27 protein-coding genes and 1 tRNA gene are annotated in these 24378 nt (G+C 74.7%); 7 read left to right on the top strand and 21 right to left on the bottom strand.

The annotated features are described in order from the left end of the window. Nucleotides 1-111: 111 nt before the first annotated feature. From ftsR to GA0070611_RS07740, 10 genes are all read right to left on the bottom strand, one after another. Nucleotides 112-813 (bottom strand): transcriptional regulator FtsR, encoded by a 702-nt coding sequence (ftsR, locus tag GA0070611_RS07785; RefSeq protein ID WP_197675876.1) that lies wholly within the window; start codon nt 811-813, stop codon nt 112-114. 50 nt (nt 814-863) lie between these two features. Continuing rightward, nucleotides 864-1313: an oxoglutarate dehydrogenase inhibitor Odhl gene (gene odhI / locus GA0070611_RS07780; protein ID WP_046570336.1), complete on the bottom strand. Its 450-nt coding sequence runs from the start codon at nt 1311-1313 to the stop codon at nt 864-866. A gap of 218 nt (nt 1314-1531) precedes the next feature. After that, nucleotides 1532-1912 carry a glycine cleavage system protein GcvH gene (gcvH, locus tag GA0070611_RS07775; RefSeq protein WP_091659958.1) on the bottom strand — a complete coding sequence of 127 codons (381 nt, stop codon included), beginning with the start codon at nt 1910-1912 and terminating at the stop codon, nt 1532-1534. Nucleotides 1913-1969: 57 nt separating this feature from the next. Next, nucleotides 1970-2902: a DUF881 domain-containing protein gene (locus GA0070611_RS07770; RefSeq protein ID WP_091672617.1), complete on the bottom strand. Its 933-nt coding sequence runs from the start codon at nt 2900-2902 to the stop codon at nt 1970-1972. 11 nt (nt 2903-2913) lie between these two features. Further along, the gene (locus GA0070611_RS07765) at nt 2914-3246 is read right to left on the bottom strand and encodes a small basic family protein (protein WP_007071104.1); all 333 of its coding nucleotides are present in this window, start codon (nt 3244-3246) and stop codon (nt 2914-2916) included. Continuing rightward, nucleotides 3243-4184, bottom strand: a complete 942-nt coding sequence (locus GA0070611_RS07760) for a DUF881 domain-containing protein (RefSeq protein WP_091659955.1) — start codon at nt 4182-4184, stop codon at nt 3243-3245. The genes GA0070611_RS07765 and GA0070611_RS07760 overlap by 4 nt, the downstream gene beginning before the upstream one ends. Then, nucleotides 4181-4822 carry a CDP-alcohol phosphatidyltransferase family protein gene (locus tag GA0070611_RS07755; protein ID WP_091659953.1) on the bottom strand — a complete coding sequence of 214 codons (642 nt, stop codon included), beginning with the start codon at nt 4820-4822 and terminating at the stop codon, nt 4181-4183. The genes GA0070611_RS07760 and GA0070611_RS07755 overlap by 4 nt, the downstream gene beginning before the upstream one ends. A gap of 309 nt (nt 4823-5131) precedes the next feature. Next, nucleotides 5132-5596, bottom strand: coding sequence for a MarR family winged helix-turn-helix transcriptional regulator (locus tag GA0070611_RS07750; protein ID WP_091659949.1), 465 nt, complete (start codon nt 5594-5596; stop codon nt 5132-5134). 45 nt (nt 5597-5641) lie between these two features. Beyond that, nucleotides 5642-6829 (bottom strand): PP2C family protein-serine/threonine phosphatase, encoded by a 1188-nt coding sequence (locus GA0070611_RS07745; RefSeq protein WP_091659946.1) that lies wholly within the window; start codon nt 6827-6829, stop codon nt 5642-5644. A gap of 146 nt (nt 6830-6975) precedes the next feature. Then, entirely contained in the window at nt 6976-7722 is a 747-nt protein-coding gene (locus GA0070611_RS07740) for an SAM-dependent methyltransferase (protein WP_091659942.1), read from the bottom strand. Between the two features lie 129 nt (nt 7723-7851). On the opposite strand from GA0070611_RS07740, the gene GA0070611_RS07735 reads away from it, so the two are divergent. The 3 genes from GA0070611_RS07735 (at nt 7852) to GA0070611_RS07725 (ending at nt 9474) form a co-directional block, all read left to right on the top strand. Next, a complete protein-coding gene (locus tag GA0070611_RS07735; RefSeq protein ID WP_091659938.1) occupies nt 7852-8733 on the top strand; it encodes a universal stress protein in 882 nt (293 codons plus the stop codon). Nucleotides 8734-8797: 64 nt separating this feature from the next. Beyond that, the gene (locus GA0070611_RS07730) at nt 8798-9007 is read left to right on the top strand and encodes a phosphatidylethanolamine-binding protein (RefSeq protein ID WP_091659933.1); all 210 of its coding nucleotides are present in this window, start codon (nt 8798-8800) and stop codon (nt 9005-9007) included. Beyond that, complete coding sequence (locus GA0070611_RS07725; RefSeq protein WP_091659930.1) at nt 9004-9474, top strand: hypothetical protein; 471 nt, start codon at nt 9004-9006, stop codon at nt 9472-9474. The genes GA0070611_RS07730 and GA0070611_RS07725 overlap by 4 nt, the downstream gene beginning before the upstream one ends. On the opposite strand, the gene GA0070611_RS07720 is transcribed toward GA0070611_RS07725, so the two are convergent. After that, complete coding sequence (locus GA0070611_RS07720; protein WP_091659927.1) at nt 9475-9678, bottom strand: hypothetical protein; 204 nt, start codon at nt 9676-9678, stop codon at nt 9475-9477. 126 nt (nt 9679-9804) lie between these two features. Between GA0070611_RS07720 and GA0070611_RS07715 the strand changes: the two genes are divergently transcribed. Beyond that, nucleotides 9805-10461, top strand: coding sequence for a hypothetical protein (locus GA0070611_RS07715; RefSeq protein WP_091659922.1), 657 nt, complete (start codon nt 9805-9807; stop codon nt 10459-10461). Nucleotides 10462-10470: 9 nt separating this feature from the next. Here the strand turns inward: GA0070611_RS07715 and GA0070611_RS07710 are convergent, their stop codons facing one another. From GA0070611_RS07710 to fdh, 9 genes are all read right to left on the bottom strand, one after another. After that, nucleotides 10471-10650 (bottom strand): hypothetical protein, encoded by a 180-nt coding sequence (locus tag GA0070611_RS07710; RefSeq protein WP_091659917.1) that lies wholly within the window; start codon nt 10648-10650, stop codon nt 10471-10473. Nucleotides 10651-10716: 66 nt separating this feature from the next. Beyond that, the gene (locus GA0070611_RS07705) at nt 10717-11994 is read right to left on the bottom strand and encodes a hemolysin family protein (RefSeq protein ID WP_091659913.1); all 1278 of its coding nucleotides are present in this window, start codon (nt 11992-11994) and stop codon (nt 10717-10719) included. Further along, complete coding sequence (locus tag GA0070611_RS07700) at nt 11994-12191, bottom strand: hypothetical protein (protein ID WP_091659909.1); 198 nt, start codon at nt 12189-12191, stop codon at nt 11994-11996. Before GA0070611_RS07700 ends, GA0070611_RS07705 begins: the two co-directional genes overlap by 1 nt. A gap of 90 nt (nt 12192-12281) precedes the next feature. Next, nucleotides 12282-14045: a selenocysteine-specific translation elongation factor gene (gene selB, locus GA0070611_RS07695; protein ID WP_091659904.1), complete on the bottom strand. Its 1764-nt coding sequence runs from the start codon at nt 14043-14045 to the stop codon at nt 12282-12284. Between the two features lies 1 nt (nt 14046). Continuing rightward, complete coding sequence (gene selA / locus GA0070611_RS07690; protein WP_091659901.1) at nt 14047-15339, bottom strand: L-seryl-tRNA(Sec) selenium transferase; 1293 nt, start codon at nt 15337-15339, stop codon at nt 14047-14049. Between the two features lie 41 nt (nt 15340-15380). Continuing rightward, a tRNA-Sec gene (locus GA0070611_RS31010) sits at nt 15381-15476 on the bottom strand. A gap of 45 nt (nt 15477-15521) precedes the next feature. After that, complete coding sequence (gene nrfD, locus GA0070611_RS07685) at nt 15522-16790, bottom strand: NrfD/PsrC family molybdoenzyme membrane anchor subunit (RefSeq protein WP_231921361.1); 1269 nt, start codon at nt 16788-16790, stop codon at nt 15522-15524. Next, nucleotides 16787-17830 carry a 4Fe-4S dicluster domain-containing protein gene (locus GA0070611_RS07680; RefSeq protein WP_091659896.1) on the bottom strand — a complete coding sequence of 348 codons (1044 nt, stop codon included), beginning with the start codon at nt 17828-17830 and terminating at the stop codon, nt 16787-16789. Before GA0070611_RS07680 ends, nrfD begins: the two co-directional genes overlap by 4 nt. Further along, nucleotides 17823-21149 carry a formate dehydrogenase gene (gene fdh / locus GA0070611_RS07675; protein WP_231921360.1) on the bottom strand — a complete coding sequence of 1109 codons (3327 nt, stop codon included), beginning with the start codon at nt 21147-21149 and terminating at the stop codon, nt 17823-17825. The genes GA0070611_RS07680 and fdh overlap by 8 nt, the downstream gene beginning before the upstream one ends. Before the next feature lie 134 nt (nt 21150-21283). Here fdh and GA0070611_RS07665 point away from each other — a divergent pair, with 134 nt between their 5' ends. After that, a complete protein-coding gene (locus GA0070611_RS07665) occupies nt 21284-21961 on the top strand; it encodes a TIGR04282 family arsenosugar biosynthesis glycosyltransferase (protein WP_091659885.1) in 678 nt (225 codons plus the stop codon). Between the two features lie 289 nt (nt 21962-22250). On the opposite strand, the gene GA0070611_RS07660 is transcribed toward GA0070611_RS07665, so the two are convergent. Continuing rightward, a complete protein-coding gene (locus GA0070611_RS07660; RefSeq protein ID WP_091659883.1) occupies nt 22251-22838 on the bottom strand; it encodes a hypothetical protein in 588 nt (195 codons plus the stop codon). A 540-nt stretch (nt 22839-23378) separates the two neighbouring features. Between GA0070611_RS07660 and GA0070611_RS07655 the strand changes: the two genes are divergently transcribed. Together GA0070611_RS07655 and GA0070611_RS07650 are read left to right on the top strand one after the other, a co-directional pair. Then, a complete protein-coding gene (locus GA0070611_RS07655) occupies nt 23379-23702 on the top strand; it encodes a hypothetical protein (protein WP_091659881.1) in 324 nt (107 codons plus the stop codon). Continuing rightward, the gene (locus tag GA0070611_RS07650) at nt 23699-24352 is read left to right on the top strand and encodes a nucleotidyl transferase AbiEii/AbiGii toxin family protein (RefSeq protein WP_091659876.1); all 654 of its coding nucleotides are present in this window, start codon (nt 23699-23701) and stop codon (nt 24350-24352) included. The genes GA0070611_RS07655 and GA0070611_RS07650 overlap by 4 nt, the downstream gene beginning before the upstream one ends. Nucleotides 24353-24378 lie beyond the last annotated feature (26 nt).

Below are 24378 nucleotides of genomic sequence, written 5' to 3'. Positions count from 1 at the left end.
ACGCGATTACCCCGGCAAGCCTACGACACGCACCCCGCAGCAGATCTTTCCGCGCCCACCCACGACGAAGGGCCGGGCGCCCCCACGACACCCGGCCCCACGCCACACCACTCAACGACCCAACGTCGACCGCAGCCCCACCCGCACCAGAGCCGCGTGCAACTGCTGCGACAACGCCACCAACTCCCGCGCCGTCTCCGCCGCCCGCGCCCGCGCCGCCGGATCACTCTGCCGCGCCAACGGCGCCACCAACTGCGCGAACAGACCAACCTCACGATCCGCCGCCGTCCGGTAACCCCGCAGGTGCCGCGGCTGGAACCCGTACGCCGCCAGACCCGCCACCGCCGACGCGATGATCAACCCATCCGCGTCGTACCAACCCGCCGGATCCGGCACCAGCACACCGAGCCGCTCCAACTCCACCAACGTCGACTCGTCGATGCCACTGCGGGACACCAGATCCGCCCGACCCAGCCGCACCTCCGACGACTCGGCGGACTCCGCGACCTCCCGACCCGGCACCTCACCACCGGGACCGACCGCGACCAACGCCGGCCGCTGCCGCCCCGGCCCCGCACCCGACGCGTCCCACTCCGCCAACTGGTCACGGATCACCCGCAACGGCAGATACTGGTCCCGCTGCGCGGTCAACACGAACCGCAACCGCGCCACATCGTCCCAGCCGTACTTCCGATACCCCGCCGGCGTCCGCTGCGGCTCCACCAGGCCCTCGGCCTCCAGAAACCGCAACTTCGAGATCGTCACGTCCGGGAACTCCACCCGCAACTGCGCCAACACCTCGCCGATACTCATCAGCGGGGTCGCACGCGCCGCCCCGGGAGGCGTCGAAGCCGCAGGCTCGTTCACCCCCGGCCGGCCTCCTCCGGACGCGGACCGGCGATGAACACCACCCGGAACTTACCGATCTGCACCTCGTCACCATTGCTCAACGTGGCCGCCTCGACCCGCTCCCGGTTCACGTACGTGCCGTTCAGACTGCCCACGTCGCGCACCGTGAACGTCCCACCGTCCCGGTGGAACTCCGCGTGCCGCCGCGACACCGTCACGTCGTCCAGGAAGATGTCACTGTCCGGGTGCCGGCCACTCGTCGTCACATCGTGGTCCAACAGGAACCGGGCACCCGCATTCGGACCCCGGCGAACCACCAGCAGCGCCATCCCCGGCGGCAACGAACCGGACATCCGGCTCGGCACCACATCGGTGTCCGGACCCTCCAGCACTTCGTCGAGCGAACCGAGATTGAGCGTCGAAGTGACGTCGAGCGGGGGGAACTCGTCGTCTGGGCGCGTCATGGGGACCACCTCACGGATCTGTTTCGGTCGGCGTCGCGGCAATGGCGGGTCTGGCCGCCGGGCAGACACACACCCGGCGGCTGGCTCCCCGTGCCCGGGAAGGCGCATTCCACAACACTCAACTATTGGGTTCTCGGTCGACTGGGCGAGCCTAGCCAGCGCCGAAAAGCAGGGCAACCGGACGCGCGGAACAAGATCCCGCCGACCGGCACGACAACTCAGCTCTCAGTGAGCTCGCGGTACGCCTCGGCGGTCAACAGACCCTCGACCGCACCCGGATCCTCCGGCGTGATCTCCACCAGCCACCCGGCACCGTACGGATCCGTGTTGATCAGCTCAGGAGTGTCCGCCAACGCCGCGTTACGCGCCGCCACCGTCCCACTCACCGGCGCGTAGATCTCCGACACGCTCTTCGTCGACTCGATCTCACCCAGCGACTCACCCGCCGCCACCACCGCACCCTCGTCCGGCAACTGGACGAACACGATGTCACCCAACGCATCCTGCGCGAAGTGCGTGATACCGATCCGGACGGCCGCGCCGCCACCACCGGCCACCCACTCGTGCTCGGCGGTATACCGCAGATCCTCAGGAATCACCAGCTGCGTCCTTCATCCATCGAGGCACCGGAGACACACCGGCGCCGCCGCGACCGGTCAGGAAACCGGCCGGGCGTGATCCAGCTTGATCGGCGCGTGCAGCTGCGAAACCTCCACAACCTCACGATCCTCGGGCGTCACGTTACCGCCGTCGTCCCGCACCGCCGCGACCACCCCGCCCGGAATGTTCAACGCCGTACGCATCGTCGCCGGGTCACCGATCACCGTGATCGTGAACGGACCCGCCAACCGCTTCCCGTCCACCACCAGACCACCACCCTCGGCGTCCACGAAATACGTCGACGCGATGATCCGCACCGCCGCACCGTCCGCCCCGGCGATCTGCATCGCCTCCGCGCCCGCGCCCCGCAACTCCTGCACCGCGTCCAGGATCCGCACCGACGACACCGCCTTCGCCGGACCCTCGAACCGCACCGTCAGCCCCGGACCCACCGCCGGCAACGTCCCCGCCAGGATGCCCAACTCGTCCGCCCGCCGCGTCGCCTCCTCCAACGCCGCCTGCCGACCCTGCTCACCCGAACGCAACTGACGCTGGCTCTCCTCCAACGCCTCGATGTCCTGCCGCAACCGGCGCTCCCGCGAATCCAGATCCGACGAGATCCGCACCAGATCCTCCTCCCGCGTCGCCGCGAGCGTCGGATCCGTCGACGTCGTCTTCAACTGCACCACCAACGTGAACCCCAGCAACGCCAACAACACCGCGATCATCGCGCCCGCCGACGTCAACCGCCGCCCCACCGGAGCCGACCCCGCCGACTCCTCCACCGGCGGCACCTGCGGCTCACCCACACCCGGCTCCGCAGGCTCGACCACCGGCTCCACCACGGGCTCGGAGGGCGCCAACGGGCTCACCTCGTCCGGATCCGGCGCGTCCGGGCGCGGATCCGGCTCACCCGCCGGACCCGACGGCCGACCCGGTCCCGCCGGCACCGGCCACCCCGTACCCGTCTCGCTGTGCTCCTCGCTCATCGCCACCACACCTACGCCCGGAACAGGTGCCGACGGATCGCCGCCACATTGCCGAAGATGCGCACACCCAGCACGACCACCACACCGGTGGACAACTGACCACCCACCCCGAGCTGATCCCCCAGGTACACGATCAGACCCGCCACCAGCACGTTCGAGATGAACGACACCACGAACTGCTTGTCGTCGAAGATCCGGTCCAACTTCGCCCGCACCCCACCGAACACCGCGTCGAGCGCCGCCACCACCGCGATCGGCAGGTACGGCTGCAACGCCGCGGGCACCGTCGGGTCCAGATACACCCCGAGCACCACACCGGCGAGCAACGCCAGCACCGCGATCATCGGCCACCTCCGGAGGGACTGGGAGAAACCCCCGAACCGGACGGCCGGGGACTGGACGAACCCACCACACCCGAACCCGGCGACGGGCTCGGACTGACCGGGGACTCGGCGTAGCGTAGCCGTGGCTGCGGCGCGGCCGGCAACGTGAGCCCCTCCGCGTCCTTGACCCCGAAGGACAACCCCGTCGACCGCGCCACCTCACGCATCAGACTCGCCGCGCGGCTACCGTCGAACTTGTCCCGCATCGACCCCGGCCCGATCGCCGACACCTCGTACGGGCTCGTCACCGGCCGGTAGTCCACCAGGATCGCCTCACCCGCCGACCGGATCGTCGACGTCGCCGTCAGCCGTTGCCCGTTGACCGCCACCGCCTCCGCGCCCGCCGCCCACAACGCGTTCGCCACCTTCTGCAGGTCCGAGTACAGCACGTGGTCCGGACCGGCGTCGGCCCCCGTCACCGCGTCCTTGTCACCCTGCGCGTCGGCCAACCGCACCACCACACCGTCACCGCGCACCCGCGCCAACCCGGTACCCGCCTCCAGGTTGCGCAGCCGGTACGCCTGCGAACCGCTCAGCGCCGCGTCCCGCTCCCGGTTCACCTCTTCGCGCAACTGGTCCGCCCGCGCGGTCAACCGGTCCGTCTCGGCCTCACGCTGCTTGATCTCGGTGACCAGCCCGGCCCGCGCCTTCGCCCGACCCGGCTCCTCGGCCATCGTCTCCCGGTACGCCACCGCGAACAGGAACCCGATCACCACGACCACCACCAGGCCCACCGGCCGCGCCAACAGCCGCCGCGCCGCCGACGGCGGCTCCCGCCGGCGCCGGGCCGCCGCGTCGGCGTACCCCGGATCCAACGGGTTGCGGAACAACTCGGTCAGGAAGTCCGGCGCGAACACCCGCGCCGACGGGTCCCGCTGCTCCCGGCCCGGCGCGCTCACGCCGCACCCCCGGCCCGGCGCGCCCGCATCGCCTTCACCAGCCGGTACGCCTGCACCACGTACATCGCCCCGGCGACCCAGTAGAGCACCAGACCCCACCAGGCCAGGCCCCAGCCGATCGCGCCCGCCACGGTGGCCGCGCCCGGCGCCGCGGCGGCCAGCAGCAGGATCGGGAACGCGGCCAGCAGCAGGAAGGTCGCCGTCTTGCCCACGTAGTGCACCGGCGGCGGGCCGTACCCGTACCGGCGCAGCACCCCCAGCGAGCCGAGCAGCAGCAACTCGCGGGCCAGCAGCGCCGCGGTGAACTGCCAGGGCACCACCTCGCGGGCGGTGAACGCCAGCAGGGTGGCCAGGATGTAGAGCCGGTCGGCGAGCGGGTCGAGCAGCTCGCCGAGGCGGCTGACCTGGTGCATCCGGCGCGCGATCCAGCCGTCCACCCAGTCGCTGGTGCCGCCGATGGCCAGCACCACGATGGCCGCGACATCGGCCTTGACGACCAGGAAGAGATAGAGGAAGAGCGGTACGCCGACGAGACGCACGAAGCTGATCAGGTTGGGCAGGGTGAGGACACGGTCCCCCACGACCGCCGTCGTACCGCCCGGAGCCGGGTGCTCCGACGGAGCCGGCCGACGCGACACCGAACCTCCCTTCGCGGCACGCTCCGGCGACCGGCCGTTGACGGGCCGCTCCTCCAGGTTCGTGCGCGTTGCCGGCCGGTCGACGCCGGCGCCCTGTGCAGTCCCGGGCTGGGACCTCCCCCGACACGGCCCTGATCGCGTCGATCATGAGCCGGCCACGTTGCGCTGCCACTATATCGGGCGCTTCCCGCCCGCCCCGGTGCCCGTGGCCCTGGTGGCGTCGCCTGTGGGTGTGTGCCGCGTCGCACTACCCGTGAGGCATCCTAGGACACTAGCTGAGTAGCGGAACGCGGTCGGGTGGGTCGCTGGTCAGGCCGTGCGGGCGGTGGTGTCGGAGTCGACCGGGGCGCCCGTCGACGCCGCCTGGCTGAACGCCAGCAGGGCCAGCAGCAACTCGTGCTGCACCCGGTTGGGCATCCGGTCGAGCACGGCCTGCACCGCCTGGTGCCGCCGCTCCTTCAGCTCCCGCAGCAGGGTCTCCGCCCCCGCCGTGGGGACCAGCCGCACCTCGCGCCGGTCGCGCGGATCCACCACCCGCCGCAACAGGCCGACCGCCTCCAGGCGGTCGCAGAGCCGGCTCGCCGAGGACGGCACCACGTCCAACAGCTCGGCCAGCCGGTTCACGTTGCTCTGCGGATGAGCCATGATCAGCGAGAGCACGCGCAGCTGCGTCGGGGAGACGGTGACGTGCCGGGCGGTGGCGGAGTCGAGCACACCGACGAGCGCCTCGGCAGCCGCGTCAATGGCTGCGGCGAGATTAGGAGGTCGCTCCACCCGCTGTCCCCTGCGATCGTCCCGCTCGTGTTCCCCGCCGTCCGGTTACCGCCCGCCCTCGTCGTGCGCCGGGCTGGAACCGCGCCAGTCCAGGCAGACGACGACCGCGTCGTCGTGGAGATCCGCGTCGACGTGGTACGCGTGCAGTTCGCGCATCACCGTACCAACTGCCTCGGTGGCCGGCTGCAGCCGAGTGGACCGCATCGCCCGCGCCATGGCCTTTTCCCCGTACGGCTCCTGGCCGTCGGGCTGCGCCGCGTACACCCCGTCACTGACCGCGAACAGTCGGTCCCCGGGCTCCACGGTGAACTCCTGCACGTCGTACCGGGTCTCGGCGAACATGCCCAGCGGCAACTGCTGCTCCAGGCCGATCCGCTCGGCCGACCCGCCCCGCAGCCGGATCAGGTGCGGCGAGCCGGCGTCCACCGCCCGCACCACCCCGCGCCGGCAGTCCAACTCGAGCAGCAGCGTGGCCACGTGCCGCGCCCCGCGGTGCTGGTAGAAGATGGTGTCCGAAGCCAGCTCGGCCTGCTCGACCAGGCTCCCGCCCGAGCGCCGGGCGTTGCGCATCGCGTTCACCGTGACCGCGGTCAGCAGGGACGCGGCCAGCCCGCTGCCGGCGCCGTTGAGCACCGTCACGGTGAGCCGGTCCCCGTCGAGCGACCAGTCGAAGTGGTCGCCGCCGACGGTGTAGGCCGGTTCGAGCTGACCGGCCAGCACCACGTCGCCGTGCCGGACGCTGCGCCCGGGCAGCAGGTCCCACTGCATCTCGGCGGCCATGCTGAGCCGCTCCCGGCGGCGCGCCCGGCGGTAGCGGTCGGTCTCCCGGTCGGCGGCGCGCAGCGCGACCGCCAGGTCACCGGCCACGTCCCGGGCCGCCTCCACCGTGCTGCCCGCCGGGGTCTGCGGCAGCTCGACCAGCAGCACCCCCAGCCGCTCGCCCCACACCGACAGCGGCAGGTAGGCGCGGCAGTGGCCGTCATCGTCGGTGTCGAGCACCGGCTGCTGGCTGCTGAAACAGCGCTGCGCCCCGCCCTGACCGGCGAGCGGGCCGCCCTCGCGCCGCTCGGGGTCGAGCACCGGCCACAGGCCGGTGAAGCGGTAGTCGGCGATGAAGACCTCGGTCCGGGACGCCCCGAGCGCCAGACGGAGAGCCTGGTCGGCGGCCTCCGCCAACTGGTCGGGCGGGGCCGCGCGCAGTGCGCGGGCCACCTGTCCGGGCCGGTGCGGCATGCTGATCCTCCGAAGCCGACTATTGCTGTGGAGCAAGCATCATACGGAGGGCGGCCGACATCCCGACGCCCCGGCTCCGACCGTCGCCACCGGTAGCCCGCTCGCCGGCCCTGAGCTGCGCGAACCCGACCTGAGGCGGCACCCGGTCAGGGCGCCGGCTTGCGGGCGATGCCACCGAGGAAGGCGTCCGGGACGGGCTCCGGCGGGCCCTCGGCGCGCCACCGGGCCACCGGCACGATGCCGTCGTCGGTCGGCTGCCAGCGACCCAGCAGTGGCGCGAACGCCGCCGGCGCGCGCATCCGGAACGCCGGCCCCATCATCGCCAGCGCCTGCGGGTGCGCGGCCAGTTCCTCGCTGTCGAAGTCGACGGCGAGGACGCTGCCCGGGGCGACCGCCTCGTACAGCTCGTCGAGGGTGCGGGCCAGGGTGGCATCGTCGAGGAACGCGGCCAGCCCGAGGAAGACCACACCGACCGGCCTCCTCCCCCACCCCGGCACGAACCGGTGCAGCTGCGCCGGGTCGATCGTGCCGATGTCGGTGGCGTCGCCGAAGCCGTAGCCGGCCCGGTCGCTGTCGGCGAGCAGCCGCTGGCCGAGCCGGATGGTCACCGGGTCGACGTCGGTGTAGAGGACGGTCGCCTCCGGGGCCACCTCGTGCACGTTGCCCCGGGTGGGCACCCCGGCGCCGAAGACCAGGAAGCCGTCCACCCCGTCGTCGGCGATCGCGCGGACCGCCCGGCCGAGGAAGTCGCGCAGCGACCGGAAGATCGCCGCGCAGGGCCCGTACGCCCCCTCGAACGCCCGGGCCGCGGCGACGTCCACCGGGAAGTGGTGCCCGCCGCCGAGCCAGAAGTCGATCATGCGGGCGGTGCTCGGCTGGTCGGGCTCGGCCATCGACGAGGCTCCCTTGCTCGGGCGATGCACGCCAGCGTACCGACGGGTGGGCTGCGGCGGTATCGCCCCGGCCGGGGTCCGCCGGCCGCGATACTGGCCGCGGGCGGGCGGCGGTCAGGGAGGTACGGGGTGAACTCGGCGAACGGCGCGGCGGTGGTGGTCGGGGTGGACGGCTCGGAGCAGGCGCTGCGGGCCGTCGACCTGGCGGCGGGCGAGGCGGCCCGCCGGCACCGACCGCTGCGGGTGGTGCACGGGTTCATCTGGCCGCTGCTGCGCGTACCCACCGAACAGCTCTCCGGGGGGCCACCCGGCGGCGGCCTGCGGCACCAGGCCGAGGAGCTGGTCGCCGCCGCCGTGGCACGGGCGGAGGCCGCCGCCCCCGGGCTGCGGGTGACCGGGGAGATCATCGACGGCGAGGCAGCGGCCGCGCTGCTCGGCGAGGCCCCCACCGCCGCCATGTTCGTGCTCGGCGACCGCGGGCTGGGTGGCTTCGCCGCGCTGGTGGTCGGCTCGGTGGCGCTGCAGGTGGCGGCCTACGCCGACTGCCCGGTGCTGGTGGCCCGCGGCGCGGACCGCCCGCAGGGCCCGGTGGTGGTCGGGGTGGACGGCTCCGCGCTGTCGCGCGCCGCGGTGGAGTTCGCCGCCGAGGAGGCCGCCGTGCGCGGCGCCCCGCTGCACGCCGTGCACGCCTACACCCACCCGCGCTCCGGCGGCCCGGGCGACATGCAACCCCTGGTGTACGACGAGGACCAGCTGCACGGCGAGGAGGACCGGGTCGTCGCCGAGTCGCTCACCGGGCTGGCCGAGCGGTGGCCGCAGGTGCCGGTCACCCGGGAGGTGACGCACGGGCGTCCGGTCGCGGTGCTCACCGACGCCTCCCGCAGCGCCCAACTGCTGGTGGTGGGGGCGCAGGGGCGCGGCCAGCTGAGCGGGCTGCTGCTGGGGTCGGTGAGTCAGGGGGTGCTGCACCGCGCCGACTGCCCGGTGGCGGTGGTCCGCGCGCCGGACTGAACGGTTGGCGGCGCGCCCGGCGGGTAGACGGCCGGGAAGCCACGACGACCGTCAGGAGGCAGCGATGCCAGGACCACGGCCGGGCAGCAACGCGTACGACAAGGAACGGGCCAGGCTGCGCGATGTGATCGAACAGTCGGGGCGCGCGTCGGACCAGGAGGCGAACCAGGTCGCCAACCGGATCCTGCAGGACGACCGGGGCCAGCGGGGCGTGGTCCGGGGCGAGCGGACCTACGGCCCCAAGGGTGAGCGCGAACCGGGCGACCCGAAGTGAGAGCGGCACCCGCGGTCGACGGCGCCATCGCCGGCGCCGTCGGCAGCGCCGCCCTGAACATCGTCAGCTACCTGGACATGGCGGTACGGGCGCGCCCGGCGAGCAGCACCCCGGAGGAGACCGCCCGCGCCCTGGCCGGTGCGGCGCACGTCGACCTCGGCGCCGAGCCGGCGGCGGCGAACCGGCGCTCCGGCCTCGGGCCGGTGCTCGGCTACGGCACGGGCATCGCCGCCGGGGCGCTGTTCGGAGTGCTCGCCGCCCGGCGACGGATCCCGGCGCCGGTCGCGGTGGGCCTGCTCGGCGGCGGCGTGATGGCCACCTCCGACGGGTCGATGGCCGCGCTGCGGGTCACCGACCCGCGCACCTGGCGGCGGGCCGACTGGCTCGCCGACCTGGTGCCGCACCTGGCGTACGGACTGGCGGCCGCAGCCACCTGGCGGAGGCTGCGGCCGCCGACGGGCCGCTGATCAGCGGTCGCTGTCGTCGTCCGCGACGGGTTCACCGGCCGGACCGTAGGGCGATACCTGCCCCTTCGGTACCGGCCGGCCCGCGTCGCCGTTGGACGTGCCGCGGCTGCGCGAGCCCCCGGCGGCCGGCATCCCCTGCCGACTGTCCTGGCTGGTGGCGCCCTTGTCGTTGCGGCGCAGTTCCTCCTGCTGCGGCTTGACCACAGGCCTCTCCCTCCGGTGGAGCACGCGGCGTGGGCCGCGCACGTGGCCCGGGTACCCGTCGCCCCGGCCGGCATTCGGGCCCGCCCGGGCGGGTCTGGAGCGGGCCGGGGCGGGTACCCCTACCGGATGGCGAACGATCGGAACGTGGCGCGGACGCTGCTGGACCGGCAGGGCCGCACGTACGCCGAGGAGGCCGGCATCGCGCTGGCCGACCGGCCCGGCCCGCTCTACCAACTGCTGGTGCTCACCACGCTGCTGAGCACCCGGATCCGGGCGTCGGTGGCGGTGGCGGCGGCCCGGGAGCTCTTCGCGGCCGGCTACCGCACCCCGCAGGCGATGGAGGCGGCGAGCTGGCAGGACCGGGTCGACGCGCTCGGGCGCGGCCACTACCGGCGCTACGACGAACGGACCGCCACCATGCTCGGCACCGGCGCCCGGCTCTGCCTGGACCGCTGGCACGGCGACCTGCGCCGGATGCACAAGGAGGCGGACGGGGACCGCGCGGTGCTGCGCCGGCTGCTCACCGAGTTCCCCGGCATCGGACCGACCGGGGCGGACATCTTCCTGCGCGAGGCGCAGACGGTCTGGCCGGACGTGCGCCCGTACGCCGACCGGCGGGCGTTGGCGGGAGCCCGGCGACTGGGGCTGCCGGCGAACCCGAGCGGGCTGGCCGGGCTGGTCGGCGAGGGCGAGTTCGGGCGGCTGGCGTCGGCGCTGGTGCGGGTGGCGCTGGGCGAGGAGTCGGCCGGCGAGGTCAGCCGCACGGCCGCCGCGGCCGGCTGAGCACGCGGCTCACTTCGCGGCGGGCTTGGTCAGGTTCCAGGCCAGCGCCGAGGCGAGCAGGGCCAGCAGCACGACCCCGCCGGAGATACCACCCTCACCGCCGTTGTTCCGGTGCCCGGTCGCGCCGAAGTAGATGACCGCGAGGCCGGCCAGCACCGCGATGAACGTCCGCATTCCTCGGTCCTTCACGCCCCGCACGGTACGTCCGTTCCACGCCGGTACGGGACGTTTCGCGACCACGTCACCCGGTCGGGCTCACTCCTCCGGGCAGCCGACGGCCGCACCGCGCAGCCGCACCCGGCGGATCGCCCGGTCTGCCACCTCGACCACCTCGACGGTGAGCCCCGGCAGCCGCACCCGCTCCCCCGCGTGCTCCGGCAGCCGGCCCAGCCCGGCCAGCACCAGCCCGGCCACCGTGGTGTAGTCACGCGACAGCGGGAAGGTGACCCGTACCCCGGCGTCGGGCAGGTCGTACAGCGGGAAGTCGCCGGGCAGCAGCAGCGCACCGTCCGGCTCGCGCACGGCCCGGCGCACGTCGGCGTCGGTCTCGTCGTACAGCTCGCCGACCACCTCCTCGAGCAGGTCCTCCATGGTGACCAGGCCGTCGATCCCGCCGTACTCGTCCACCACCAGGGCCAGCCGCTCGTGGCCCTGGCGCAGCTGCCGCATCGCGTCGGCCACCGGCAGGCTGGCCGGCAGCAGGACCGGCGGCCGGGCCCGCTGCCCGGTGCTCGCGCCGTCGGCGTCGACCAGGTCGCGGATGTGCACCACCCCGCACACGTCGTCCAGGCCGCCGGGGCCGGTGACCGGCGCCCGGGACCGGCCGGCGGCGGCCAGCCGGCGCATCGCCTCCGCCGCCGGCAGCGCGGCGGGCAGCAGCATCACGTCGCGCCGGGTGACCAGCACCTCCCGCAGGGTCCGGCCGGCGATGTCGAAGGCGCCGGCCAGGATCTCCCGCTGCTGCGCGGAGAGCCCGCGCTGGCTGACCAGCAGCTCCCGCAGCTCCTCCTCGGTCATCTCCTGCCGGCCGGCGCGGGGATCGCCGCCGGCCAGCCGGACCAGCAGGTCGGTGGTGCGGCTGAGCAGCCACACCGCCGGCCGGGACAGCCGGGACAGCAGGTCCAGCGGCGCCGCGCCGAGCAGCGCCCACCGTTCCGCCGACTGCATCGCCAGCCGCTTCGGGGCCAGCTCGCCGACGACGAGGGTGACGAAGGTCAGCGCCACGGTGACCAGCAGCACCGCGACCGGGTGGGCCGCGCGGCCGAGGAAGCCCAGCGGGCCGACCAGCGGCTGCGCCAGGGACACCGCAGCGGCGGCCGAGGCGAGGAAGCCGGCCAGCGTGATGCCGAGCTGGATGGTGGCCAGGTAGCGGTTCGGCTCGCGCGCCAACCGGACCACCCGGGCACCGGCCCCACCGGCCCGGCCCAGCCGGCGCAGCTGCCCCTCTCGCAGCGTCACCATCGCCATCTCGCTGCCGGAGAGCGCGGCGTTGACCAGCACCAGCAGCAGCACCACCGCGAGCTGGGCGCCCATCAGTCGGTCTCCAGGTCGTCCAGGGAGATCGCGTGGGTCATCAGCCAGCGGGCCAGCGCCGCCATCCCGAACAGCCACAGCGGCGCGGACTCGGTGGGGCCGTTCGTGGCGAAGATGGCGAAGCGCAGGTCGGGCGCCCGGTAGGCCTCGATCCGCCACCGGTGGTTCTTGTCCCGCCAGATGGCGGAAGGGTCCATGGCGTCACCGTAGGTGACCGTCGCGGGCGGGCGGGGCCGGTTGGGGCAGCCGACCGGCGCGGACGCCGCGCCGCCGGCCTGAGCCGGTGCTCAGCCCGCCGGGGTGACCACCTCGCGGGCGTCGTCGGGGAGCCGGCGGGTCGCGCCGCGCCGGTCCAGCAGCTCCAGCAGCGGCACCGCCACCCGGCGGGTGGTGTCGAGGGCCTGCCGGGCGGCGCTGAGCGTGAACGGCTGCGGCAGCCCGGCCAGGACCCGGACCGCGTCGTCGAGCGCCCCCGGCAGCAGCACCACGTTGTCGGCCAGCTTCAGCAGCGCCCCGGCCCGCACCGCCGCGCCGATCTCCCGGGGGCCCAGGCCCAGGTCGGCGAGGCGGTACGCCTCGGGCGCCTGGAACGGACGGTCGCCGTACTCGGCGCGGACCCGCTCGACCGCCCGGGCCACCGGGGCGGGCAGCCCGGCGGCGTCGGCGGCGCCGACCCGGCCGGCCGACAGCCGCAGCGGCGGGCGGACCAGCGCCTCCACCAGCGCCCGGTCCGGCAGCTCCAGCCGGTGGCGCAGCACGTCGACCGGGACGCCCGGCTCGAGCGGGTGCTCCCGGGCGTACCGGGTGACCTCCGTGGTGAGGCGGGTCGCCAGCTCCCGCCAGTGCGCGGGGTCGGCCAGCCAGTCCCCGGCGACCGGGGTGGCGGTGGCCGCCACCCCCATCCGGGTCAGCTCGCCGGCGCGCACCAGGCGTCGGCGGCGCAGCTCCCCGGCGAGTTCGGGCCGGCCGTCCAGCCCGGCGAGGACGCCCGCCCGGGCGGTCGCCGCGCCCCGGCGGCGCAGCGGCGGCGGGGCCACGTCGAGCACCGTCACCCCGCCGGCCACGTGGTGCCGCCCCGGGTCGCGCAGCAGGGCCCGGTCGCCGATCAGCAGCGGCAGCGGGCGGGCCAGCCGCAGCCGTACGGTGTCCGGGCCGAGCGGCCGGACCCGGGCGGGCACGGCGGCGGACCCGACGTGCAGGGTGAGGGTGGCGGGCAGGTCGGCGGCGGCGTCCCCGGCGAGCCGCACGTCCAGCAGGTCGGTGCGGTGGAACCGGCCGGGGCTCAGCAGGGCGTCGCCCCGGGCGACCCGGTCGCGGGCGACGCCGCGCAGGTTCACCGCCACCCGGGCCACCGCGTCGACCGCGTCCCGCGCGGTGCCCAGCGACTGCAGGCCCCGCACCCGCACCGGCTCCCCCGAGCCGGTCAGTTCGAGCTGGTCGCCGACGCGCAGCCGGCCCGCGCCGAGGGTGCCGGTGACCACCGTGCCGCTGCCCCGGATGGTGAACGACCGGTCCACCCAGAGCCGCACCGGCGCGTCCCCGACCGGGGCGGGCAGCCGGGCGACCAGCCGGTCCAGGGCGGCGCGCAGCTCGGGCAGGCCGGCGCCGGACACCCCGCTGACCGCCACCGCCTCCACCTCGCCCAGCGACGTCGCGGCGATCTCCCGGCGGGCCCGCTCGGCCGCCGGTCCCGGATCGGCCAGGTCCGCGCGGGTCACCGCGAGCAGCCCGTACGAGACCCCGAGCGCGTCGAGGGCGGCCAGGTGCTCGGCGGACTGCGGCATCCAACCCTCGTCCGCGCCGACCACGATCAACGCGGCCGGGGCGGGGCCGACGCCGGCCAGCATGTTCGGCACGAACCGCTCGTGGCCGGGTACGTCGACGAAGGCGACCGTCCCGCCCGAGGGCAGCGTGGTCCAGGCGAAACCGAGGTCGATGGTCATGCCCCGGCGGCGCTCCTCGGCCCACCGGTCCGGCTCCATCCCGGTCAGCGCCCGCACCAGGGTGGACTTGCCGTGGTCGACGTGGCCGGCGGTGGCGATCACCCACACGTCAACCACCCACCCGCAGCACCGCGGCGCGGACGGTGTCGTCCGCGTCGACCGGTACGCAGCGCAGGTCCAGCAGCAGCCGGCCGTGCAGCACCCGGCCCAGCACCGGCGGGTCGCCGGTGCGCAGCGGCTCGGCGTACCGCTCGGGCAGGCTCAGCGCCCACGAGTCGAGCTGCACGCCGGGCGCGCCGCCGCCACCGACGACGGCGGCGCTGGGCACCACCTCGGCCTTGCAGCCGTCCGCGCCGAGCCGGTCCCGCAGCAGTTCGACCCGGGCGCGCAGCGCGGCCGGGTCGGCGTGCAGCGCCGCCCGGGTGGGGGTGTCGGGACCGTGCAGGGTGGCGGCGAGCGCGGCCAGGGTGAGCTTGTCGACCCGCAGCGCCCGGGCGAGCGGGTGCCGGCGCAGCCGGCCGACCAGGTCGGCGGTGCCGAGCAGCAGCCCGGCCTGCGGGCCGCCGAGCAGCTTGTCGCCGCTGGCGGTGACCAGGTGCGCGCCGGCGCGCAGGGTGCCGGCGGCGTCCGGCTCGTCGGGCAGCAGCGGGTCGGCGGCGAGCAGCCCGGAGCCGATGTCGGCGACCACCGGCACGCCGAGGGTGGCCAGCTCCCGCACGCCGACGGCGGAGGTGAAGCCGGTGACCACGAAGTTGGACGGGTGGACCTTGAGCACGAACCCGGTGTCGGGGCCGACGGCGGCGGCGTAGTCGGCGAGGCTCGTGCGGTTGGTGGTGCCCACCTCGCGCAGCCGCGCTCCGGTGCTCTCCAGCAGGTCGGGCAGGCGGAACCCGTCGCCGATCTCGACCAGCTCGCCCCGGCTGACCACGATCTCCCGGCCGGCGGCCAGGGCGGTGGCGGCGAGCACCAGCGCGGCGGCGCCGTTGTTGACCACGTGCACGGCGGCCGCGTCGGGCACGGCGGCGGCGAGCGCGTCCAGCGCGTCCCGGCCGCGCCGGGCCCGCCGGCCGGTGCGCAGGTCCAGCTCCACGTCGGTGTGCCCGGCGGCGGCGACCAGCGCCTCGACGGCGGCGGCGGAGAGCGGCGCCCGGCCCAGGTTGGTGTGCAGCACGACGCCGGTGGCGTTGAGCACCGCCCGGGGCGCGGGCGGCGGCAGCTCGGCCAGCGCGGCGTCGCGTACCTGATCGGGGGTGATCTCCCCGGTGCGGGCCCGCTGCTGGGCGCGCAGCACGGCGGCCTTGACCCGGTCGCGGCCGAGCGTGCCCACGGCGGCGGCCAGGGCCGGATCGGCGAGCAGCACGTCGGTGCGCGGCACCCGCCGACGCGGGTCGACGTCACGCATCGGGTCATCTCCCTGGCCGGCCCCGAGGGGCACGGATCGCTTGGCGGAGACGGACGGGAATCGAACCCGCCTGGCCCGGGTCCCGGACCACACCGGTTTTGAAGACCGGGAGGGGCACCAGCCGCCTGAACGCCTCCACGCAGCAGTCAACCACAGCGTCGGGGCACCCGCGCGGGGAGGCCTCAGCCCTGCTCGGCGGCCCGCCGGTCGGCGCGTTCGCGCTGCGGGACCACGGTGTACCTCGGGTCCTTCGCGGACGCGACGCCGCCGTGGAAGATGCCGAACCGGGTGCAGACCGAGGCGGCCAGCAGCGCGGCGCCGGACAGTGCGGAGAGCGACCGGTGGCGGCGGCCGACCAGCGCGCCGGCCACCCCGGCGGCGGTCAGCGCCCGCCCGGCGCGCAGCAGCCGGCCGGCGGTGCCGAGCGCGTACGGTTCGCTGAGCAGCCCGAGCCGGTTCTCGACCCGGTGGGCGCCCCACAGCTCCAGCGCCGCCCCGGCGACCGCCATCCGCCGCGCCGGGCCGGCCTGCCCGGTCGGCGCGGCCAGCAGCCCCACACCCGCGCCGCTGGCCAGCGCGCTGCCCGCGAAGATGGTCGGCAGCTCCGGGTACGCCTCGTGCCAGGACGGCACCGCCGTGTCGGCCAGCAGCACCCCGGTGTACGTGGCCAGGGCCGGCGCGGTGACGGCGGCGACCAGCCCGGCGGCCTGCCCGACCGGGGGCAGCAGGGTGCGGCCGACCCCGGCCAGGCCCCGCCGCGGCAGCCAGGGCGCCGCCTCGGCGATCGCGGCGAGGCCGGCGGCCGGCCCGAAGGCGCTCAGGATCCAGGTGCCGACGCTCATCGGCGAGGTCAGCTTCGCCACCCGCAGCATGTGGTGGAACCGGCTCGGCTTGCCCAGGTCGTTGATGAGGAAGTACGCGCTGGCGCTGACCGCGGCCAGCGAGGTGACCCGCCCGGCGCGGCGCAGGGCCGGCCGCCCGGTCAGCTGCCCGCCCGCGGCGAGCAGCGACGATCCGGCGGCGAGACCACCGGTGAACAGGTACGCGGCGATGTCCCAGCGCCACACCGGCGCCTTGAGGATGGGCCGGCCGTAGTAGGAGGTGAACTCGGCCGGGGGGACGTTGAGCTGCTCGCCGCCGCCCTTGCCGCGCCGGCGTGGCCGGGAGGCGGGTTCGGCGTCGCGGGGCGGGTGCGGGGCGAGCCCGACCTCCTGCGCCCCCCGGTCGGTGCGGGCCACCCCGGCGTCGCCGGTGGCCCGTGCGCCGGTGCCGTTCGCCGCCGGCCCCACGCCGCCGGTGCCCACCGGTGCGTCGGCGCCGGGGGTGGCGGTGACCTTCGCGCCGTGGCCGGTGGGGTGGCCGGGGCCGCCCAGGCGCTCCGGGCCCTCGGCGGCGAGCCGCTCCCGGAAACGGCGGAACAGGGTGCCCACCGGGGCACGGTCCGGACTCACGATGAACCTCCGACGAACGCGGCGACGGCCGCCGCCGTCATGGCCAGGGCGGCCAGCCCGGCCCGCTTCCACATCTTCGGCAGGTCCCGGGTGGTGACCACCGGGTCCGGGGGCAGGCCGTACACCTCCGGCTCGTCGAGGAGCAGGAAGAACGCGCCGTCGCCGCCGACGCCGTCGGTCGGGTCGTGGCCGTAGAGCCGCGCCTCCGGCACGCCCCGCTCGTGCAGCGCGGTGACCCGCTGCGCGGCGCGTTCCCGCAGCTCGTCGAGGGGACCGTACTGGATGGACTCGGTCGGGCAGGCCTGCGCGCAGGCGGGCGTCATGCCGGCGCCGAGCCGGTCGTAGCAGAGCGTGCACTTCCACGCCCGGCCGTCGTCCTTGCGCTGGTCGATGACGCCGTACGGGCAGGCGGAGATGCAGTAGCCGCAGCCGTTGCAGATGTCCTCCTGCACCACCACCGTGCCGAACTCGGTGCGGAACAGCGAGCCGGTCGGGCAGACGTCCAGGCAGGCGGCGTGCGTGCAGTGCTTGCAGACGTCGGACATCATCAGCCAGCGGAAGTCGGTGCGCGACTCGGCGCCGGTGTCCCGGCCGGGCGGCTGGGCGCCGGGCATGCCGAGGAACTCCGGCCCGGCGGCCATCCGCGCGGCGGCGTCCGGCTTCCCCGGCGGCACCCCCGGGTCGGTGCCGGTGTCGTTGCCGGTGCCGGTGGCCGCCGCGGCGCTGACCGCGCTGACCGCCGGTCCGGTCGGGTTCCCGGCGAACGGCGGCGTGCGGTGCCCGGCCGGGCGGGGCTGCTCGATGAACGCGACGTGCCGCCACGAGTTGGCGGTCAACGCGCCGGTGTTGTCGTACGACATCCCGAGCAGGTCGAACCCCGACTCCGGGACGCCGTTCCACTCCTTGCAGGCGACCTCGCACGCCTTGCAGCCGATGCAGACGCTGGTGTCGGTGAAGAAGCCCATCCGGGGCGGGGCGTCGGTCCAGCCGGCGTCCGGCGCCGGGTCGAGCGGGCCGTAGAGACTGTGGGCGTCAGGCATCTCCCGCTCCGTCCTGCGCCGCCGCCTCGGGGGTCTGCTCGTCGGTGCTGCCGGCCGCGTCCTCCCCGCCGAGCACGTCGGTGGTGACGATCGGCACCCGGCGGTCCGCTGTCATGCCGGCCCGCCGTTGGTAGTCGGCGACCAGGTCGAGCAGCGCCGGCCCGGTCGGGCGCCGGCCGGGCCGCACGTCGCAGGTGCCGACCTTGCTCTCCTGGATCAGCACGTTCGGGTCCAGGGTGATGCCGAACAGGTCGTTGGCCGAGTCGCCGGTGACCAGGCCCTCGCTGCCGAAATGGTACGGCAGCCAGAGCTGGTGGATCACCCGGCCGTCCACCCGCAGCGGGGCGAGCCGGTCGGTGACCAGCACCTTGGCCTCGATCACCGCGCGCCCGCTGATCAGGTGCGCCCAGCCCAGGTGCGCCAGCCCGACCTCGGCGGCCAGCTCCGGGGACACCTCCACGAACATCTCCGGCTGCAGCTCGGCGAGCGGCCGGACGGTGCGGCTCATCCCGCCCGCCGTGTGGTGCTCGGTGAGCCGGCTGACCGTGAAGACGTACGGGAAGACCTGGCTGTGCGGCTCCGGCGGGCTCGGGTTCATCCGGTTCACCGGGTGCTCATAGATCTTGCGGGTGGGGTTGGCCTGCTGCCCGTACAGCGGGTTGCGCACGGGGGACTCGGCCGGTTCGTAGTGCGTCGGCAGCGGCCCGTCGAGCACCCCGCTGGGCGCGTAGAGCCAGGCCTTGCCGTCGCCCTGCATGACGAACGGGTCGTCGCCGGCGAGGGCCTCCGGACCGGAGGCGTCATCCGGCGGCCGGTACGTCGGCGGCTTGGTCTTCTCGAAGTCCGGCACGTCGTGGCCGGTCCACTCGCCCTTCTCGGCGTCCCACCAGACGTACTTCTTCCGCTCGCTCCACGGCCGGCCCTCCGGGTCGGCGGAGGCCCGGTTGTAGAGGGTGCGGCGGTTCGCCGGCCACGCCCAGCCCCACTCGGCGGCGACCCAGTCCTGCTCATGGCGGGACTTACGGCGGGCGGCCTGGTTGACGCCGTCGGCGTAGACGCCGGAGTAGATCCAGCAGCCGATCGCGGTGGAGCCGTCGTCCTTGGCCTCGGCGAACGCCGACAGTGGGCGGCCGGTGGCCACCTCGTAGCCGTTGATCTCCTTGAGCACCGCCTCGGCGCTCGGCTCGGCGTGCTCGCCGTGGGTCGGGTAGTCCCAGGCGAGGTCGAGCAACGCCCGGTCGCGGGGCTTGGTGGAGGCGGCCAGCTTCTCCCGCAGCACCCGGCCGAGGTGGTAGAAGAACCACAGCTCGGAACGGCAGTCGCCCGGCGGGTCGACGGCCTTCTCCCGCCACTGCAGCAGGCGCTGGGTCTGGGTGAAGGTGCCCTCCTTCTCCACGTGCGAGGCCGCCGGCAGGAAGAACACCTCGGTGCGGCACTCCTCCGGCACGATCTCACCGGTGGCGATCTCCGGGCTGTTCTGCCAGAACGTGGCACTCTCGATCATGAACAGGTCGCGCACGACCAGCCAGTCGAGGTTGGCCATGCCGAGCCGCTGGGCCTTGCCGTGCGCCGACCCGACCGCCGGGTTCTGCCCGAGCAGGAAGTAGCCCTTGATGTGGCCGTCGATCATGTTCAACACCTGCTGGTACGTCCCGTGGTCGCCGGTCAGCCGGGGCAGGTAGCCGTAGCAGAAGTCGTTCTCCGGCGTCGCCGCGTCCCCCCAGTACGCCTTGAGGAGGCTCGCCGCGAAGGCCCGCGAGTTGCCCCAGAAGCCCTTCTGGCCGGGGTGGCGGATGCTGTCCACCCACTTGTCGAAGGTCGGGTGGTCGGCGTGGTGCGGCATCGGCAGATAGCCGGGCAGCAGGTTGAACAGCGTCGGGATGTCGGTGGAGCCCTGGATGCTGGCGTGCCCGCGCAGCGCCAGCACACCGCCGCCCGGGCGACCCATGTTGCCCAGCAGGGTCTGGATGATCGCCCCGGTACGGATGTACTGCACGCCGACGCTGTGCTGGGTCCAGCCCACCGAGTAGACCAGCGCCCCGGTGCGCTCCCGGCCGGAGTTCTCCGTCCAGGCCCGGGCCAGCTCCAGGAACTTCTCCTGGGGGATGCCGCAGACCCGCTCGACCATCTCCGGGGTGTAGCGGGCGAAGTGTCGCTTGAGGATCTGGTAGACGCAGCGGGGGTGCCGCAGCGTCTCGTCCCGGTGCGTCTCGGCCGACACCGGCGCGCCGTGCGACTCGTGCTGCATCCCGGCCGCGGTCTCCCGCTCCTTGCCCGTCCCCCGGGCCCGGATGCGGTTCTGGTGCCCCTCGTACTGCCAGCTGGTGTGGTCGTACGAGCCGGTCTCCGGGTTGTAGCCGGAGAAAAGGCCGTCCAGGTCCTCGGTGTCGGCGAAGCGCTCGCTGACGATGGTGGCCGCGTTGGTGTACGCCAGCACGTACTCCCGGAAGTCCAGCTCGTTGTCCAGGATGTAGCGCACCACGCCGCCGAGCAGGGCGATGTCGGTGCCCGCCCGGATCGGCAGGTACGTGTCGGCGAGCGCGCTGGTCCGGGTGAACCGGGGGTCGACGTGGAAGACCTTGGCGCCGCGCTTCTTGGCCTCCATCACCCACTGGAAGCCCACCGGGTGGGCCTCGGCCATGTTGGAGCCCTGGATGACGATGACGTCAGCGTTGGCGAGGTCCTGCTGGAAGTCCGTCGCGCCGCCGCGACCGAAGCTGGTCCCCAGACCGGGGACGGTGGCGGAGTGTCAAATACGGGCCTGGTTCTCGATCTGGAGTGCCCCCATCGCCGTGAACAGCTTCTTGATGAGGTAGTTCTCCTCGTTGTCCAGCGTCGCCCCGCCGAGACTGGAGATGCCCAGGGTGCGGTTCAGCGGCCGACCCTCGTCGTCGACGTCCTCCCAGGTCTCGTCGCGGGCGGCGAGGATCCGGTCGGCGATCATGTCGAGCGCGACGTCGAGGTCGAGGTCCTCCCACTCGGTCGCGTACGGCCGGCGGTAGCGGACCTTGGTCTGCCGCAGCGGGCTGGTGACCAGGCTCTTGCTGGCCGAGCCCTTCGGGCAGAGCCGTCCCCGGGAGATCGGGCTGTCCGGGTCGCCCTCGATCTGGGTGACCTGCCCGTCCTTGTGGAACACCCGCTGCCCGCAGCCGACCGCGCAGTACGGGCAGACCGAGCGGGCCACGCCGTCGGCGGTCTCGGTCCGCGCGGTCAGGGCCGCCGAGCGCCCCGACCGGACCGCGGCGCCCCGCCCGAGCGGGTCGGTGCCGGTGAGCTGCCGGTAGACCGGCCAGCCCTGGATGAAGGTCTTCACACCCATCCCGGACCACCCCTCCCCCGCTCGCGGAAGCTGACCTTGTCGACACTAGGCCAGCCGCTCCGACCGCGCGACTCGAGTGGCACGTTTGACCGGGCGCGGGCTGGCAATGCGCCCGCCATGCCGGGAACCCGCCGATGACACCGGTGCTGCTGGTGGTGGCCAGGGCCCCCGTACCCGGCCTGGTCGAGACCCGGCTCTGCCCGCCGGCCACCCCCGACGAGGCGGCCCACCTCGCTGCCGCCGCGCTGCTCGACACCCTCGACGCCGTCGGCGCGACCCCCGGCGTCACGCCGGTCGTCGCGCTCACCGACGACCTGCGCCACGCCGTGCGCGGCACCGAGCTGGCGCACGCGGTACGCGACTGGCACCGGCTCGACCCGCGCGGCGGCACCCGGACCGACCGGCTGGTCGCCGCGCACGCCGAGGTGGCGCTCCGGTTCCCCGGCCGGCCCGTCCTGCAGATCGGGGCCGACACCCCGCAGCTGCGCCCGGCGGTCCTGGACCGGGCGGCCCGCCGGCTCACCGGCACCGGCACGGCCCTGCTCGGGCCGGCCGCCGACGGCGGCTGGTGGGCCCTCGGACTGGGCGACCCCCGGCAGGCCGAAGCGCTGCGCGGGGTGCCGCTGTCCCGCGGCGACACCGGGCTGCGCACCCGCCGCGCGCTGCGCGCCCGGGGGCTGCGGGTGGTCAGCCTGCCACTGCTCAGCGACGTCGACACGATGGCCGACGCGGTGGCGGTGGCGGCGACCGCACCGCACGGCCGCTTCGCCGCAGCCGTCGCTGCGGTGCTCGCGCCCGCCCGGGGCACCTGACGCCGGTTGCGGCGTGGGTTCGTCGCGCCGGAGACACAACAGCGCCCCGGTCCGTGGGACCGGGGCGCCGCTGGGCGTCGGTGTGCAGGTCGCCTCTCGGCGAGTGGCGCGACGCGGCTCCAGCCGAACGGTATTCCGCGAAGGCAATTTAGGTGAGGCCCGGGGACACTGGACACACCGACGCTCTGCACAACGGTACGTCGTCTTTCGTTCTTCCGCTGCCGTCCGGTGACCCCGATCACCGCCGGCCGGCACCCCGGGTTCGGGGTGCCGGCCGGTGTGCTGTCGGTCAGCTGTTCCAGTGCTGGGTGACGAGGTCGGCGGCCTGCTGTTCCCACTGCGCGTAGGCGTCGGGGTAGGCGGAGACCTGGACGGTCTGGGCGGCGTCGGTCAGGGGCATGTCCTGCCAGCCGTCGACCTGCTTGAGGCCCTTGAGGAAGGCCAGGGTGGCGTACTCGGGGTCGGTGATCTGCTCGGGGGTGCCCCAACCGCTGGAGGGGCGCTGCTGGAACAGGCCCAGCGAGTCGTGGTCGTTGCGGTCGCCGAGGTGGCCGAGGTTCTCCAGCTTCGACTCCTGCAGGGCGGTGGCGATCGAGATGACCGCGGCGCGCTCGGGCAGGCCGGCCTTCTTGGTGGCGGCGATGATGGCCTTGACGTTGGCGCTCTGCTCGTCGTTGAGGTCGATGCGCGACTGCGTGCCCTGCACGCCGTGCGGGATCAGCTTGCCGGCGTCGGGCTTGTCGGCCTGCACGGCCGCGACCGGCGTGGTGGCGGTGACCGGGGTGGCGTCGTGGTGGTTCAGGGGGCCGGCGGCCAGACCACCGGCGAACGCGAGACCAGCGATACCGAGCACGCTCTTGCGGATCATCGTGGTCATGGGGGTAGCTCCATTCGTGGGTCGGCGCACACAGGGGGGTGTGCGCAAGCACCGTCAGGCGCTCAGGAAGGTCTTCGGGGGAAATCCGGCTGCTCGCGGGGCTCTCGCCGGGGGGCGGGCCACTTCGCGGCGCCGGAACCAGGTACAACGACCGGCGGCCCACCGTCATTCCCCGGCGGCGGCGCCCCGTCGGGCGGGGCGCGGTCTTCCTCGGTCGTTCACCAGGGTTCAACGACCCCGCCCCCGCCACCATTCCGCCCCCACGATGGCCCCCACCACACCCCGGAACCGGACACCGGGCTCATCCGTCGCCGCCACACCGATGCCCGGCCCCGCACCGCGACATCCCGTGCCGAAGCGGATCCCGGGCACGAAACGCCCGCCCGGACACCGCCCGTCCGAGAGCCCGCCCCGCGCACACCTGCGGGGCACGAGTGGAACGCCATGGCTGTCGACGACGGCAGGGTCGGGCGGGCGTGGACGGACGGCACGGCCGGAAGGGACGACGGAAGAACGCCGGGCAGGGGTTACCCTGACAACATGCAGGCCACGACCGCGCACCTCGCCCGACCCGGGCGTCCCGCCGTGGTGGCCCGTACCCTGGCCGAGCTGACCGGCCCCACCCGGGGCGTGGTCGAGCTGCCGGTCCGGCTGATGTGGTGCGGCCAGCGGGTCTTCGACCTCGCCGACCCGGACGACCTGCTCTGGATGTACGAGAACGTGCTCCGGGAGACCACCCGCGCCGACGACCTGCGGGAGCTGATCAACGGGCGGACCCTGCGCCGGGTGTGGGCACGGCTGAACCTGCCCCGGGGTGTGCGCCAGGCGTGGGAGAGCCGGCACCGGGGCCTGCGTACCGCGTGAGCCATCTGCACGACTTCTACCGGGAGGTGGCCCGGGTGGCGTTGGCCGCCGCCGGGCCGCACCGGTTCGTGCTGGGCGGCGGGGTGGCCTGGGCGGCGCACGGCCTGGTGGTGCGCCCCACCGAGGACGTGGACCTCTTCGCCGACGTCGAGGGCGCGGCGGCGGCCGCCGCCGCCGAGGTCCGGGCCGCCCTGGAGCGGGCCGGGTACCAGGTGCTCGACGCCGACCCGGACAGTGACCTCGCGGAGCTCTTCGACGGCTTCGACCGGGACATGCGCGACTTCGTGGTGAGCCGGGACGGCCGGCAGATCCGGCTCAGCCTGGCCCGCCTCGACCGGTACCGCAGCCCGGTGGTGATGGACCTCGGCCCGGTGATGGACGTGCGGGACCTGATCGCGAACAAGACCGCCGCGCTGGTCAACCGGCGGGAGGTACGCGACTACATCGACGTGGCCGCCGCCCTGGACCGCTACGCGGTGCCGGAGCTGCTGGAGCTGGCCCGCCAGGTGGACCCGGCGCTGGACCAGGCCGACGTCCGGGCCGCCGGCCGCTACCTGGACACCCTGCCGGACCGCCGGTTCACCCGCTACGGCCTGGACCCGGCACAGATCGCCGAGGTCCGGCAGCGGCTGTCCGGCTGGCCCCGCTGACCCACCTCACCCCGGCGCGGAGGGCG

Source organism: Micromonospora auratinigra (genome assembly GCF_900089595.1).
In the GTDB taxonomy this organism is placed as follows: Bacteria; Actinomycetota; Actinomycetes; order Mycobacteriales; family Micromonosporaceae; genus Micromonospora; species Micromonospora auratinigra.
The sequence above is the reverse complement of the archived record's forward strand: the minus strand, read 5'-3'. Positions and strand labels throughout refer to the sequence as shown.

Coding starts and splice junctions, on each gene's coding strand:
- GA0070611_RS07730 (WP_091659933.1), top strand. CDS start 8,798: ATGCCAGGACCACGGCCGGGCAGCAACGCGTACGACAAGGAACGGGCC.
- GA0070611_RS07715 (WP_091659922.1), top strand. CDS start 9,805: ATGGCGAACGATCGGAACGTGGCGCGGACGCTGCTGGACCGGCAGGGC.
- GA0070611_RS07740 (WP_091659942.1), bottom strand. CDS start 7,722: ATGGCCGAGCCCGACCAGCCGAGCACCGCCCGCATGATCGACTTCTGG.
- GA0070611_RS07765 (WP_007071104.1), bottom strand. CDS start 3,246: ATGATCGCGGTGCTGGCGTTGCTCGCCGGTGTGGTGCTCGGGGTGTAT.
- GA0070611_RS07665 (WP_091659885.1), top strand. CDS start 21,284: ATGACACCGGTGCTGCTGGTGGTGGCCAGGGCCCCCGTACCCGGCCTG.
- ftsR (WP_197675876.1), bottom strand. CDS start 813: ATGAGTATCGGCGAGGTGTTGGCGCAGTTGCGGGTGGAGTTCCCGGAC.
- GA0070611_RS07700 (WP_091659909.1), bottom strand. CDS start 12,191: ATGGACCCTTCCGCCATCTGGCGGGACAAGAACCACCGGTGGCGGATC.
- GA0070611_RS07680 (WP_091659896.1), bottom strand. CDS start 17,830: ATGCCTGACGCCCACAGTCTCTACGGCCCGCTCGACCCGGCGCCGGAC.
- GA0070611_RS07655 (WP_091659881.1), top strand. CDS start 23,379: ATGCAGGCCACGACCGCGCACCTCGCCCGACCCGGGCGTCCCGCCGTG.
- GA0070611_RS07745 (WP_091659946.1), bottom strand. CDS start 6,829: ATGCCGCACCGGCCCGGACAGGTGGCCCGCGCACTGCGCGCGGCCCCG.
- selA (WP_091659901.1), bottom strand. CDS start 15,339: ATGCGTGACGTCGACCCGCGTCGGCGGGTGCCGCGCACCGACGTGCTG.
- GA0070611_RS07705 (WP_091659913.1), bottom strand. CDS start 11,994: ATGGGCGCCCAGCTCGCGGTGGTGCTGCTGCTGGTGCTGGTCAACGCC.
- odhI (WP_046570336.1), bottom strand. CDS start 1,313: ATGACGCGCCCAGACGACGAGTTCCCCCCGCTCGACGTCACTTCGACG.
- GA0070611_RS07660 (WP_091659883.1), bottom strand. CDS start 22,838: ATGACCACGATGATCCGCAAGAGCGTGCTCGGTATCGCTGGTCTCGCG.
- GA0070611_RS07770 (WP_091672617.1), bottom strand. CDS start 2,902: ATGAGCGAGGAGCACAGCGAGACGGGTACGGGGTGGCCGGTGCCGGCG.